The sequence below is a fragment of the Nocardia asteroides genome (assembly GCF_021183625.1).
Lineage (GTDB): Bacteria > Actinomycetota > Actinomycetes > Mycobacteriales > Mycobacteriaceae > Nocardia > Nocardia asteroides_A.
The window spans coordinates 6,232,772-6,246,181 of sequence record NZ_CP089214.1 but is presented as its reverse complement, the minus strand read 5'-3'; the positions used below and the strand labels follow the sequence as shown (position 1 = coordinate 6,246,181).

Sequence of the window (13,410 nt, the reverse complement as noted above, 5' to 3'; positions counted from 1 at the left end):
ACGGGGGTGTTGTGGACGGCAGCGGCGGCGCCGCACTGGCTCGGATCTGGTGGCAGGCACTGGCCACCGGTGGTGTCGCGCCCGGTGGCGGGCCGGGCGGGCCGATGATGCTGCCCGGGCTGGTCACCCAGCTCGAGGAGGCGCTGGTCGCCGAGACCTTCGACGCGAGCGCGGGCTCCCGGGTCGGCGCCGCGCTCTGGGGCGCGGGCCTCACCCACCCCGGGGTCCCGGTGGTCTCGGCCCAGGTGCTGCACGGGCTGGCCGACGCCAGCCCGCACCCGGACGCGCACCGCCGGCTCGCGGGGCTGCTGGCCGCGCTCGGGCAGGGTCACCAGGTCCAGCGCAGCCGCTCGAGGGCGGCGGGCGAGGAGCACGACGACCAGGACACCCGGTTCCGGGTGCTCTTCGACAACGCCGCCGTCGCCATCGCCATCGGCGACACCGACGGCGTGCTGCTGGAGGCCAACCGCGCGCTCGCCGACATGATCGGCACCAAGCCGAACGACCTGCGCGGCATCTCGGTCTACGACTTCGCGCACCCGGACGACCGGGAGCGCATCCGCACCCTGCTCTACGAGCAGCTGGTGCCGACCGGCGAGGGCACCGTCACGCTGGACCAGCGGCTGGTGCGCGCCGACGGCAGCGTCGGCTGGATGGCCTTCGCCATCACCTTCGTGCGCGGCGCGGGCGGCAGGCCGGACTACCTGCTCGCGGTCGGCGCCGACGTCACCGAGCGGCACCTGCTGCAACAGGAGCTGCACCACCAGGCCAGGCACGATTCGCTCACCGGGCTGCCGAACCGGCGCTACCTGCTCGAGCACATCGAGCACCTGATCACCACCGCGGGCAACGACGACCGGGTCGGGCTCTGCTTCGCCGATCTGGACCACTTCAAACAGGTCAACGACCTCTACGGCCACAGCGCCGGCGACCGGGTGCTGGTCGCGGTGGCCGACCGGATCGCGGAGACGCTGCAGCCCGACGGCAGCTTCGTCTGCCGGCTCGGCGGCGACGAGTTCCTCGCGCTCATCCCGCCGCCCGCCGACGAGATCCAGGTCGCGGAGGTCGCGAATCGCCTGCTCACGGCGCTCTCCGAGCCCATCGTGGTGGACGACGTCCCGCTCGACATCTCGGCCAGCATCGGCGTCGTTGTCACCCCGCTGGAGCACGCCGACGCCGAGTCCCTGCTGCATGCCGCGGACACCAGCCTGCACGCCGCCAAGCGCGACAGCAAAGGCCAATGGGTCATGCAGAGTGAGTGATGCCCACCGGGGTCACCCACCATTTCCACCCGGTTTGTGCGATCATGAGCGGGGCGAATGGAACTGTCGGCGAATATAACTGCCGCAGTACATCATTCGCCCTTTTCGCGCGTCCGGATGTCGATGGGGGCCTCATGCCGCACTTCAAGAGCAATGTTCGCGATCTCCGGTTCGTTCTGTTCGAGGTGCTCGGGCTGGAGCGGGCGCTGGCGACCGGGACCTTCGGCGATCTGGACGCCGACACCGTCACCGAGCTCCTGGAGCAGGTGCGGCTGCTCGCGGAGGGGCCGCTCGGCGCCTCCTTCGCCGAGGCCGACCGCAATCCGCCGGTCTTCGACCCGGCCACGCACACCGTCACGCTGCCCGATGCCTTCGTCCGCTCGTTCCGCGCCATGACCGCGGGCGGCTGGCACCAGCTCGGGCTCCCCACCGAGCTCGGCGGCCCCGGCGTGCCGCGCGCGGTGTTCTGGGCCGCGGCCGAGCTGATCCTCGGCGCGCAGCCCGCCGCCTTCTTCTACGGCATGGCGGGCGCGCAGATGGCCTCGGTGCTGTACGCCAACGGCACCGAGGAGCAGCGCGGCTGGGCCCGGCTCGGCACAGCCGCCAACTGGGGCGGCACCATGGTGCTCACCGAGCCGGACGCAGGCTCGGATGTCGGCGCCGGCCGGACCAGGGCGATCCGCCAGGCGGACGGCTCCTGGCACATCGAGGGCGTGAAGCGCTTCATCAGCAACGGCGATTCCGGCGTGCTCTTCCCGAACATGCTGCACCTGGTGCTGGCCCGCCCGGACGGCGCGGGGCCGGGCACGAAGGGGCTCTCGCTCTTCTTCGTCCCGCAGTTCCACTTCGACCCGGTCACCGGCGAGAACGGCGCGCGCAACGGCGTCTTCGTCACCGGGCTGGAGCACAAGATGGGGCTCAAGGCCTCCACCACCTGCGAGATCACCTTCGGCGGGCACGGCGTCCCGGCGCGGGGCTGGCTGGTCGGCGAGGTGCACAACGGCATCGCGCAGATGTTCGACGTGATCGAGCACGCGCGGATGATGGTCGGCACCAAGGCCATCGCCACGCTCTCCACCGGATACCTGCACGCGCTGGAGTACGCGAAGCAGCGCGTCCAGGGCGCGGATCTCACCACGATGGCGGACAAGTCGGCGCCGCGGGTGACGATCGTGCACCACCCGGACATCCGGCGGGCGCTCATGACGCAGAAGGCGTACGCCGAGGGGCTGCGCGCGATCTACCTCTACACGGCGGCGCACCAGGATCCGGTGCTGGCCGAGCAGGTCTCCGGCGCGGACCCGGAGACCGCGGCCCGGGTGAACGACCTGCTGCTGCCGATCGTGAAGGGCGTCGGCTCGGAGCGGGCCTACCAGTGCCTGACCGAATCGCTACAGACCTTCGGCGGCTCGGGGTACCTGCAGGACTACCCGATCGAGCAGTACATCCGGGACGCCAAGATCGATTCCCTGTACGAGGGAACGACCGCGATCCAGGCGCAGGACTTCTTCTTCCGCAAGATCGTCCGCGACCGCGGCGCCGCGCTCGGGCACCTGGTGGCGCAGATCCAGCGGACCCTGGACAGCGGGGCGGGCAACGGCAGGCTGAAGCGGGAGCGGGTGCTGCTCGCCACCGCGCTGGCGGACGTGCAGGCGGCGGCCGCCTCGCTCACCGGGTATCTGATGGGCGCGCAGGAGGATTCGACCGAGCTGTACAAGGTGGGGCTCGGCTCGGTGCGGTTCCTGCTCGCGGTGGGCGACCTGCTCATCGGCTGGCAGCTGCTGCACCAGGCGGGCATCGCCGTCGCCGCGCTGGACGCGGGCGCCGAGGGCGCCGACCGCGCCTTCTACGCGGGCAAGGTGGCGGTCGCGCAGTTCTTCGCGCGCAATGTGCTGCCCGAACTCTCGGCGCTGCGCGGCATCCTGGCCGAGCTGGATACCGAGATCATGGCGCTGGACGAGGCGGCCTTCTAGGCACAGCCGCTGAGTCCGGCCGGATGGGGCTTCGAGGTGGGGCTCAGCCGCGGAGCAGCCCGGCCATGAGCAGGACAAGGGCGTCCAGCGCCTGGTCGTGCGCGGTGCCGGGGTCGTCGGCGTGCGCGACGATCATGCCCGCCTCGGTGACGGCGCTCAGCACGAGCTGCGCCAGCATCCGCACCGGCGCGTCCGGTGCGAGCAGGCCGGTGCCGCGCGCCGCCTCCAGCTGCAGCACGACGAGGCCGAGACCGTACTTCGCCTCCAGCTCGCGCCAGGCGTCCCAGCCGAGCACCGCCGGCGCGTCGGAGAGCGCGATCCGCACCATCTCCGGCCTGCGGCAGATGCGCAGGAAGGCGTCGAGCCCGGCGCGCAGCCCCACCATCGGGTCGGCCGAGGGCGGGGCGCCCGCGATGGCGGCGACCAGCTCGTCGGTGTTGTCCTGCTCCAGCCGCTCGAGCACCGCGACGAAGAGGCCGCGCTTGTCGCCGTAGTGGTACTGCAGGGCGCCGCGGGTGACCCCGGCCGTCGCCACGATCTGCTCGGCCGTGACGGCGCCGAAGCCGTGCTCGGCGAAGAGCGCGCGCCCCGCCGCCTCCAGCCGCCCCCTGGTACTGCGGGTGCGGTCCAGCTGGCTACGGCGCGGCATGCTCCCGAGTGAACTCCAGGATCAGCGCGCTCAGCAAATCCGGCTGATCCTCCGGGATAGCGGTGTAGGAATCGTCGACCAGCCGGAGCGTGGCGTTCGGCAGCTCCGCCACCAGCCGCTCGGCCAGCGCGACCGGGAAGAGCCGCTCCTCCCGCGCCCACACCACCAGCACCGGCAGCGTGAGCCGCGGGAAGCTGCGCGCCGCCGCCAGCGTGTGCCGCTTGCGCGCGGTCAGCAGGAAGCGCCGCACGTCGTCCCGGATGGCCGCGGAGTGCCTGCTCGGCGCGAGGTAGCCGTCGACCACCTCCGGCGGCACCGGGTGCTTGGCCAGCCAGCCGAAGGCGATCGGCAGCGGGTGCACCGCCCTGAACTTCGCCAGCTCGGTGACGGCGCGCACCGCGCCGGGCACCCGGGCCAGCACCGCGAGCGCGTTGAACGGCGGCGGCGGGAAGCGGTTGTAGCAGTCCACCGAGGCGAGCACGACCCGGCCGATCCGGGAGGGGTCGCGGGCGAGCAGCACCTGGGTGATCGCGCCGCCGGTGTCGTTCGCCACCAGGGTGACGTCGGTGAGGTCGAGCCGCTCCAGGAAGGCGGCGATCAGGTCGGCGACGCCGGGCGGTGAGAGGTGCGCCTCCGGCACCGGGACGGTGTGCGCGCCGAGCGGCCAGTCCGGGGCGATGCAGCGGTACCCCGCCGCCGCGATCGCGGGCACGACGCCGCGCCACAGGTTCGCGTTGACCAGCAGGCCGTGCACGAACACGACCGGCGGGCCCTCCCCCGTCTCGTGGTAGCGGATGCTGCCGCCGGGCAGCTCGATCTCGTGCTGCTTCCCCAGTGCCGCGCTGTGCGTCATGGCCCGTCCCTTCGTCGCCGCGATCGGTCCGTTCGATAGTTACATACATTCCGAATGTATGTCTACGACGGCGGACGAATCCGGCTAGCATCGAGCCATGCCGCGCAACAGACGCCCCCGGGATCGGGAGGAGAAGCGCGCGGAGATCGTCACCGCCGCGCGCACCCTCTTCGTCGACGACGGCTACGACGCGGTCTCCATGACCCGGATCGCGCGGGCCGCGGGCGTCGTCTCCAACACCGTCTACTGGTACTTCGGGGACAAGGACGGCATCCTGATCGCGGTGCTGGACGAGGTGCTCGCCGACGCGCTGGAGCGCTCCGGCGAGCTGACCCTGCTCGAGCCGGCCGACCGGCTGCTCTGGGTGCTCACCGAGCTGGAGCAGCTGAGCCGGTTGGTGACCACGGTGCACGCGCGCAGCAAGGAGTCGGAGAGCATCCGGGAGTGGCACGAGCGGTTCCACGCGCTCACCGACGCCCTGCTCCGGCTGGAGCTGGCCGGGCTCGGCGTGCCGGACGACGGCGTGGACGAGGTGACCACCATCGCGATCTACGTGCTGGAGGGGTTGCTCATGCACCCCGTCGAGCCGGAGCGCAAGCGCGCGGTGCTGGAGACCCTGCTGCGCGGCGCGAAGGGCAGCGCGGTCAGCTGAGCCGCGCGGCCAGGAAGTCGATCTGGTCGGCGACGGCGCGCTCGAACGCAGGCCCGACGTAGATGTCGAAGTGCGCGCACGGGTAGTTCCGCACCTCGACGTGCGGCAGCCCGGCGGCGTACCGCTCGGTGGTGGCCGCGGGCGCGGCGACGTCGGCGTCGCAGACGCAGAGCAGGGTCGGGGTGGTGCCGCGGCGCAGGTCGCGGCCGGGGCGGTAGAACGGGAGCCGCAGCACCAGCCGCGCGGAGAGCGCGTTGGCGGCGGTGAACTCGCCGTCCGGGCCGGTCAGGACGCCCCAGATCGACCCCGCGCCGGTGTCGCTGAGCGTCAGGACGTCGGCGAGCCGGGCGCGCAGCCGGGGCAGTCTGCGCAGCGCGGCGCTGGCGCGCGCGGAGACCCTGGTTCCGGCGGGCAGCAGCGCGGAGGCGCCGGGCAGCGTGTCCGGCGAGACCAGGAAGGCAGGCATCCAGGCGGCGCCCGCCATCGGCACCAGCACCGGGCGCGCGCCGAACCGGGAGGCGACCGCGTCGACCAGCCCGGCCGCGGTGAGCGCCAGCGCGCTCGGGAAGCCGGTCCGCAGCCGCGACCGCAGCGAGGCCGGGCCGTCGGTGAACGGGCACTGCGCCACCACCGCGGCCACCGCCCCGTCCTCCGCCGCGATCCGCAGTACGTGGCCGCCGCCGAACGAGCTGCCCCACAGCGCGATCCGCCCGCGATCGATGCCGGGCAGGCTGCGCGCGTAGCCGAGCGCCGCGTGCCAGTCGGCGAGCTGGCGGCCGATGTCGAGCAGCTGGCGCGGCTCGCCACCGCTCGCGCCCAGGTGCCGGTAGTCGAAGACCAGCACCGCCCAGCCGCGCGCGGCGAACCGCTCGGCGTAGGCGTCGAGCCGCATCTCCCTGACCGCGCCCAGCCCGTGCCCCATGATCACCAGCGGTTTCGGGGCGCCCTCCGGCTCGGCGCCGTAGAGCCAGGCGGCGCAGTCGTCGGTGCCGGAACGGAAGGTGATGTCCCGCCGCGCTGTGGTCATGGAGGCTCCTTTTTCTTGGGTGACAGCCAAGAAAATAGAGCGTTCTTGATCGTGAGTCAAGAACGCGGAGAGATTGCCCACGCCCCGCCGGTTGCCGGAAACTGGACGCTCATGAGCGACCTCACCGACGCAGGCGTGCACCTGCTCCCCGCCGCCGAGACCGCGCGCAGGCTCGGCGCGAGCCCCGGCACCTGGGACCGGTTCCGCAAGCACTGGGAGGAGCTGCGGGTGGACCGCACCCGCACCGGCGTGCACAGCAGGACGCTGCACCGCTGCGGCCACTTCCAGGTCTCGCTCACCGGTGCCTTCGAACTGCTCGCGCACCGCCAGGGCGGCGAACCACAGGCCGACGCGCTCACCGACTCCTTCGCCACCGACCCGCTGCTCGCCGGGCTCCTCCGTTTGCTGCTCGAGTTCGCCGCCGAACTCGACGACGCCACGCTCTGGGACGTCCGGGCGCACCCGCTCCGCGAACTGGCCGCGACCGAGACCGCCGCCGCTACCCCGCGCCGGTTGGACGTCACGCTGGCCGCGCAGCTGCTGGTGAGCCGCGACAACGCCGAGGGCGGGGCAGCCACCCTCAGCACCGCCGACGGAACGCCGGTGCGCACCGTGGCGCCGGACGAGCCGGGCACCCTGCTGCTCATCGACGACCGGCGGATCCGGCACGCGCAGAGCGCGATCCGCCCGGTAGCGGCGAGCCGCCCCGCGCTGCGCGACCTGCTCGAGGTGACCTTCACCCCGGCCTGACCGGCCCCGGCGAGAAGATAAGAGAGTAAAAGCCAACCTTTCTCACCGTCGCCGTGTTAGACATACCGCGAACGGCGAGGAGGCGGTTGTGACGGGTCCGTATCGGCTCATCATCTGGGGGCCGGGCGACATGGGCGGGCGGGCACTGCGCACCGCGCTGGAGTCGCCGGATTTCGAGGTCGTCGGGGTGAAGGTGTTCAGCCCGCACAAGCACGGAACGGATATCGGCGAGCTGGTCGGGCTGCCGCCGGTGGGGGTCGCCGCGACCACCTCGAAGGCGGAGATCCTCGCGCTCGACGCGGACTGCGTGGTGCACACCCCCACCACGCCCGCGCTGGTGCAGGGCGCCGACGCCGACGTGCTCGAGCTGCTGGAGTCCGGGAAGAACGTGGTGTCGGCGGCCGCGTACCACAACCCGGCCATGCCGACCTGGCTCGACGAATCCCGCTCCGCGCTCGACGTGCTCGGCACGGTCTCACGAATGCGGGTCACCGGCACTGCCTTCGGGCCGCGGCTGCCGAATGCCCTCGCCGCGCTCAGAACGCTCATGCGCGTCGCCGATTCGGGCCCGGCGCGGCCGGCCCGGCCGGTGCTGGAGCGGCTGGCCGGGCCGGTGGCCGACCGGGCGATCCCGCGCCGGGCCTCCGGCGCCCGGCTGCAGGCGGCCTGCCTGCGGGGCGGGGTCTCGCTGCACGGCACCGGGCTGCACCCGGGGCTCATGGTCGAGCAGCTGCTGCTGCGGCTCGCCGGGCTGCTGGACGAGGTGCGCGAGGTGCGGTTCCTCGAGGTCGGCGACCTGTCGGCGGCGCCGGAGGGCATGTGGGGCGGGCTCGCCAGCCTCGGCTTCGGCATGCCGCTGAGCGCGGTCGGGTCCGACCACGCCATCGCGCTCATGCAGCACTTCTACTTCGACGCGGTGCTCGCCAACGTCGGGCACGCGCTGTTCGGGGCGAGCGCCGACCGGGTGCGGGTGGAGCGGCACGTCTACCCGGTGCCGGCCCGGGTGCGGATCGAGGCGGGCGGCAGCGTGATCGAGCCGGGCTCGGTCGGCGCCATCCACATGAGCTACCGCGGGTACATCGGCGACCGGCTCTTCATGACCAATGCCGAGTGCTGGCACGTCGGGCCCGGCAACGCGCACCTCGGCCCCGACCATCCGCGCAGCCCGGCGGGCGGCCACGTGATCACGCTGGACGGCAGCCCGGCCCGGATCGAGATGCGCAACGAGCTGGACGACGAGACCCACAGCGGCGACTGGTCGGCGGTCACCGACATCTCGGTCAAGGCCATGCTCGACGTGGTGCCCGCGCTCTGCGCCGCGCCGCCCGGTGTCGCCACCCCCGACCTGACCCCCCGCTACCGACTGGAGCAGGCATGACCTCCCCGATTCCGGTCGCGGTGCTCGGCACCGGGCCGCTGGCCGACCGGATCGCCGCGCACCCGGGCCTCGTCGTCACCGAGCACTCCCCCGTGGTGCTGCACCTCTCCCCCGACCCCTCCGAGCTGACCGCCCTGCTCGGCGCGGGCCGCAACGTGGTCACCGCGCTCCCGCTGCACGACCTGCCACTGGCCGAACTCGCGGAAGCCTGCCGCGCGGGCGCGGCCACCCTGCACGCCACCGGCGGCCACCAGTCGGCGGTCGCGGCCCGCCTCACCCGCTCGCTCGCCGCCGCGACCGGGGAGATCACCCGGCTCGAGCTCATCGAGGAGATCGTCGTGCCCGACCTCGGCGCCGACGCCGACAACGCGCGGACCGCGGCCGAAGCGGCGGCCGGCTACTACATCGACGGCCTCCGCACGCTCGAGGACGGTGCCTTCGCCCAGCGCGCCACCCCCACCCCGGCCGTCACCATCGCGGTGACCACCGATGGGTCCGGCGCGGTGGAGCGGGTGACCGCCGACCACGATCTCGGCGACCGCATCCGCTACCGCTCGATCCGGAGCCGGAGCGGCGCCGTCCCGCTGCGCTATCGCCTGGTCAGCACCACCGCGGCCGGGACCGGCACCGCCACCGTCGACTTCCACCCCGTCGACGGCGTGCCCCCGGCCGAGCACCTCGCCCTGGTCGAGCTGCTGAGCGCGGCCCGCGCCATCGACGCGAGCCCGCCCGGCATCGCGCTGCGCGACCTCGCCATCACCCACCTCGCCCCGGACGACCGCCTGGCCGGGTGGCGCGCCCTCCCGTAGTATCGTCCGGACAGCTGTCCATCAAGCTGTCCAGGACACCGGAGAGGGGCCGTCGATGGCCTATGTCATCACCCAGCGCTGCTGCAACGACGCGAGTTGCGTCAGCGAGTGCCCGGTCGACTGCATCCGGCCGCGGCCCGACGACCCCGAGTTCGCCACCGCCGAGATGCTCTACATCGACCCGGACACCTGCATCGACTGCGGCGCCTGCTTCGAGGCCTGCCCGGTCGGCGCGGTCTACGCCGAGGAGGACCTGCCGCCCGCGCTCGCCCGCTACCCGGAGATCAACGCCGGGTACTTCCAGCGGCACCCGCTCGAAGCCGACGTCACCCCGCCCGCCCCGCAGCGGCGGCTGCCACGGGACCGGGAGCCGCTGCGGGTGGCGATCGTCGGCACCGGCCCGGCCGCCTGCTACGCCGCCGAGCACCTGCTCGGCACCGGCCGGGTGGAGGTCGAGATGTTCGACCGGCTGCCGACCCCGTGGGGGCTGGTCCGCTACGGCGTCGCCCCCGACCACAGCGAAACCCGCGGCGTCGCCGACATGTTCACCGCCGCCTTCAAGCGCGACGCGCTGCGCATGCACCTCAACACCGAGATCGGCATCCACCTCACCCACGACGACCTGCTGGCCAACTGCCACGCGGTGCTCTACGCGGTCGGCGCGAGCGCCGACCGCAGGCTCGGCATCCCCGGCGAGGAGCTGCCGGGCAGCCACGCCGGCACCGACTTCGTCGCCTGGTACAACGGCCACCCCGACCACGCCGGGCACACCTTCGACCTCTCCGGCGAGCGCGCCGTCGTTGTCGGCAACGGCAACGTCGCGCTGGACATCGCCCGGGTGCTGACCGCCGACCCGGAGTACCTGGCCCGCACCGACATCGCCGACCACGCCCTGGCGGCGCTGCGGCGCAGCAGCATCCGCGAGGTCACCGTGCTCGCCAGGCGCGGCCCGCTCGAAGCCGCCTACACCGCCGCCGAGTTCCTCGCGCTGCGCCACCTCCCCGGCGTCGACGTGGTGATCGACCCGGCCGACCTCGCCGGCCTCACCGCCGACGGCCACGCCCCGGAGTGGAAACTCCGCCTGGCCCGCGAGTACGCCGAGCAGCCGCGCACCGATGGCAACCGCCGCATCCGCTTCGCCTTCCACTCCGCGCCGATCGAACTCGGCGGCACGGGCCGCGTCGAGACCCTCACCACCGCCCGCACCGAGCAGGTCGGCGGCGGCACCCGGATCACCGGCCACCGGGAAACCCTCGACACGGCACTCGTGCTGCGCGCCATCGGCTACCGCGGCGAACCCGTCCCCGGGCTGCCCTTCGACGAGGCCGCGGGCATCGTCCCCAACGACGGCGGGCGGGTCGCCCCCGGCGTCTACGTGAGCGGCTGGATCAAGCGCGGCCCGCGCGGCGTCATCGGCTCGAACCGCGCCGACGCCGCCGAGACCGTCCGCGCCCTGCTCGACGACTTCACCGCGGGCCACCTCACCACCCCCGCCCCCGACCGCGAGACCTTCGCCGAGCTCATCCGGGAGCGCAACCCCGACGTCGTCGACCGGGCCGGCTGGCAGCTTCTGGACCAGGCCGAGCGCACCCGCGGCGCGGCGGCCGGACGCCCGCGGGTGAAGATCGCGAGCGTCGAGGAGCTGCTGGCCACCGCCCGCGGGCGTTAGCCGCCCACGTACTCCGCGAGGTGCGTCCCGGTCAGCGTCTTCCGATCCGCCACCAGCTCCGCCGGCGTCCCCTCGAACACCACAAGCCCGCCGTCGTGCCCGGCCCCCGGCCCCAGGTCGATGATCCAGTCGGCGTGCGCCATCACGGCCTGGTGGTGCTCGATCACGATGACCGTCTTCCCGGCGTCGACCAGCCGGTCGAGCAGCCCGAGCAGCTGGTCCACGTCGGCCAGGTGCAGGCCGGTGGTCGGCTCGTCCAGGACGTAGACGCCGCCCTTCTCGGACATGTGCGTGGCGAGCTTGAGCCGCTGCCGCTCGCCGCCGGAGAGCGTGGTGAGCGGCTGGCCGAGCTTCAGGTAGCCGAGCCCGACGTCGGCGAGGCGGTCCAGGATCTTGTGCGCGGCGGGGGTGCGGGCGTCGCCGTCGGCGAAGAACCGCTCGGCCTCGGCGACCGACATGCCGAGCACCTCGCTGATGTCGCGGCCGCCGAGCTTGTACTCGAGCACCTCGGCCATGAAGCGCTTGCCCTCGCAGGTCTCGCAGGTGGTGGCGACGCCCGCCATCATGGCCAGGTCGGTGTAGATCACCCCGGCGCCGTTGCAGGTGGGGCAGGCGCCCTCCGAGTTCGCGCTGAAGAGCGCCGGTTTCACGCCGTTGGCCTTGGAGAACGCCTTGCGGATGGGGTCGAGCAGCCCCGTGTAGGTGGCGGGGTTGGAGCGGCGGGAGCCCTTGATCGCGGTCTGGTCGACCACGACGACGCCATCGCGGCGGGCCAGGTTGCCGTGGATCAGCGAGCTCTTGCCGGACCCGGCCACGCCGGTGACCACGGTGAGCACGCCGGTCGGCACGTCGACGTCGACGCCGCGCAGGTTGTTCTGCTTCGCGCCGCGGATCTCCAGCGCCCCGGTCGACCTCCGCACCGAATCCTTGAGCTCGGCCTTGTAGCCGAGGTGCTTGCCGGTGCGGGTGTCCGACCCGCGCAGCCCGGCGATGTCGCCCTCGAAGCAGACGGTGCCGCCCTCGGTGCCCGCGCCGGGGCCGAGGTCGACCACGTGGTCGGCGATCACGATGGTCTCCGGTTTGTGCTCGACCACGAGCACGGTGTTGCCCTTGTCCCGCAGCCGGAGCAGGAGCTCGTTCATCCGCTGGATGTCGTGCGGGTGCAGCCCGATGGTCGGCTCGTCGAAGACGTAGGTGACGTCGGTGAGCGCGGAGCCGAGGTGCCGGATCATCTTGGTGCGCTGGGCCTCGCCGCCGGAGAGCGTGCCGGAGGAGCGGTCCAGCGAGAGGTAGCCGAGCCCGATCTCGACGAAGCCGTCCAGGGTCTGCCGCAGCGTCTCCAGCAGCGGGGCCACCGAGCGGTCGTCCAGCCCGGCCACCCACGCGGCCAGGTCGCTGATCTGCATGGCGCAGGCGTCGGCGATGCTGACGCCGCCGATCTTCGACGAGCGCGCCGCCTCGCTCAGCCGGGTGCCGCCGCAGTCGGGACAGGCGCTGAAGGTGATCGCCCGGTCCACGAAGGCGCGGATGTGCGGCTGCATGGCCTCGCGGTCCTTGGCCAGGAACGACTTCTGGATCTTCGGGATCAGCCCCTCGTAGGTGACGTTGATGCCGTCCACCTTGATCCGCACCGGCTCCCTGTAGAGCAGGTCGTTCAGCTCGCGCTTGGTGTACTTGCGGATCGGCTTGTCCGCGTCCAGGAACCCCGAGCCCATGAAGATCCGGCCGTACCAGCCGTCCATGCTGTAGCCGGGGATGGTGAGCGCGCCCTCGGCCAGCGACTTGCTGTCGTCGTAGAGCTGGGTCAGGTCGAAGTCGGAGACGTTGCCCATGCCCTCGCAGCGCGGGCACATGCCGCCGGTGACGCTGAACTCGCGGCGCTCGCGCACCTCCTGGCCGCCCGCCTTGGTCACCGTCACCGCGCCTGCGCCGCTGATCGAGGCGACATTGAAGGAGAACGCCTGCGAACTGCCGATGTGCGGCTGCCCGAGCCTGCTGAACAGGATGCGCAGCATCGCGTTGGCGTCGGTCGCGGTGCCGACGGTGGAGCGCGCGTTGGCGCCCATCCGCTCCTGGTCGACGATGATGGCGGTGGTCAGCCCCTCCAGCACGTCCACGTCCGGGCGCGCCAGGTTCGGCATGAAGCCCTGCACGAAGGCGCTGTAGGTCTCGTTGATCATGCGCTGCGACTCGGCGGCGATGGTGCCGAAGACCAGCGAGCTCTTGCCCGAGCCGGAGACGCCGGTGAAGACCGTCAGCCTGCGCTTCGGGATCTCGACGCTGACGTCCTTCAGGTTGTTCACCCGCGCCCCCCTGACCCGGATCAGGTCGTGGGTGTCGGCGGCGTGCGCGGTCGTGGCCGAGGTGGTGGCCGTGCTCATCGTTTCT

At 72.7% G+C, this 13,410-nt stretch carries 11 protein-coding genes; 7 read left to right on the top strand and 4 right to left on the bottom strand.

Going from position 1 to position 13,410, the window contains the following annotated elements:
* Window positions 1–11 precede the first annotated feature (11 nt).
* Window positions 12–1,262 carry a diguanylate cyclase domain-containing protein gene (locus LTT61_RS28845; protein WP_233017155.1) on the top strand — a complete coding sequence of 417 codons (1,251 nt, stop codon included), beginning with the start codon at window positions 12–14 and terminating at the stop codon, window positions 1,260–1,262.
* 134 nt (window positions 1,263–1,396) lie between these two features.
* Window positions 1,397–3,235, top strand: a complete 1,839-nt coding sequence (locus tag LTT61_RS28840) for an acyl-CoA dehydrogenase (protein ID WP_233017154.1) — start codon at window positions 1,397–1,399, stop codon at window positions 3,233–3,235.
* 43 nt (window positions 3,236–3,278) lie between these two features.
* Here LTT61_RS28840 and LTT61_RS28835 read toward each other — a convergent pair whose 3' ends face one another.
* Window positions 3,279–3,884 carry a TetR/AcrR family transcriptional regulator gene (locus LTT61_RS28835; RefSeq protein ID WP_233017153.1) on the bottom strand — a complete coding sequence of 202 codons (606 nt, stop codon included), beginning with the start codon at window positions 3,882–3,884 and terminating at the stop codon, window positions 3,279–3,281.
* The gene (locus LTT61_RS28830) at window positions 3,871–4,737 is read right to left on the bottom strand and encodes an alpha/beta fold hydrolase (RefSeq protein ID WP_233017152.1); all 867 of its coding nucleotides are present in this window, start codon (window positions 4,735–4,737) and stop codon (window positions 3,871–3,873) included. The genes LTT61_RS28835 and LTT61_RS28830 overlap by 14 nt, the downstream gene beginning before the upstream one ends.
* A 97-nt stretch (window positions 4,738–4,834) precedes the next feature.
* On the opposite strand from LTT61_RS28830, the gene LTT61_RS28825 reads away from it, so the two are divergent.
* Entirely contained in the window at window positions 4,835–5,389 is a 555-nt protein-coding gene (locus tag LTT61_RS28825; RefSeq protein WP_233017151.1) for a TetR/AcrR family transcriptional regulator, read from the top strand.
* On the opposite strand, the gene LTT61_RS28820 is transcribed toward LTT61_RS28825, so the two are convergent.
* Entirely contained in the window at window positions 5,382–6,416 is a 1,035-nt protein-coding gene (locus LTT61_RS28820) for an alpha/beta hydrolase (protein WP_233017150.1), read from the bottom strand. The two genes, LTT61_RS28825 and LTT61_RS28820, sit on opposite strands and share 8 nt — an antisense overlap.
* Window positions 6,417–6,527: 111 nt before the next feature.
* Between LTT61_RS28820 and LTT61_RS28815 the strand changes: the two genes are divergently transcribed.
* The 4 genes from LTT61_RS28815 to LTT61_RS28800 all read left to right on the top strand — a co-directional run bounded on the left by LTT61_RS28815 (window position 6,528) and on the right by LTT61_RS28800 (window position 11,022).
* Entirely contained in the window at window positions 6,528–7,166 is a 639-nt protein-coding gene (locus LTT61_RS28815) for a 2OG-Fe dioxygenase family protein (protein ID WP_233017149.1), read from the top strand.
* An 88-nt stretch (window positions 7,167–7,254) separates the two neighbouring features.
* The gene (locus LTT61_RS28810) at window positions 7,255–8,544 is read left to right on the top strand and encodes a hypothetical protein (RefSeq protein WP_233017148.1); all 1,290 of its coding nucleotides are present in this window, start codon (window positions 7,255–7,257) and stop codon (window positions 8,542–8,544) included.
* Complete coding sequence (locus tag LTT61_RS28805; protein WP_233017147.1) at window positions 8,541–9,353, top strand: hypothetical protein; 813 nt, start codon at window positions 8,541–8,543, stop codon at window positions 9,351–9,353. The genes LTT61_RS28810 and LTT61_RS28805 overlap by 4 nt, the downstream gene beginning before the upstream one ends.
* Before the next feature lie 55 nt (window positions 9,354–9,408).
* Complete coding sequence (locus LTT61_RS28800) at window positions 9,409–11,022, top strand: FAD-dependent oxidoreductase (protein WP_233017146.1); 1,614 nt, start codon at window positions 9,409–9,411, stop codon at window positions 11,020–11,022.
* Here LTT61_RS28800 and LTT61_RS28795 read toward each other — a convergent pair.
* Window positions 11,019–13,403 carry an ATP-binding cassette domain-containing protein gene (locus tag LTT61_RS28795; RefSeq protein WP_233017145.1) on the bottom strand — a complete coding sequence of 795 codons (2,385 nt, stop codon included), beginning with the start codon at window positions 13,401–13,403 and terminating at the stop codon, window positions 11,019–11,021. The two genes, LTT61_RS28800 and LTT61_RS28795, sit on opposite strands and share 4 nt — an antisense overlap.
* Between the last annotated feature and the right edge of the window lie 7 nt (window positions 13,404–13,410).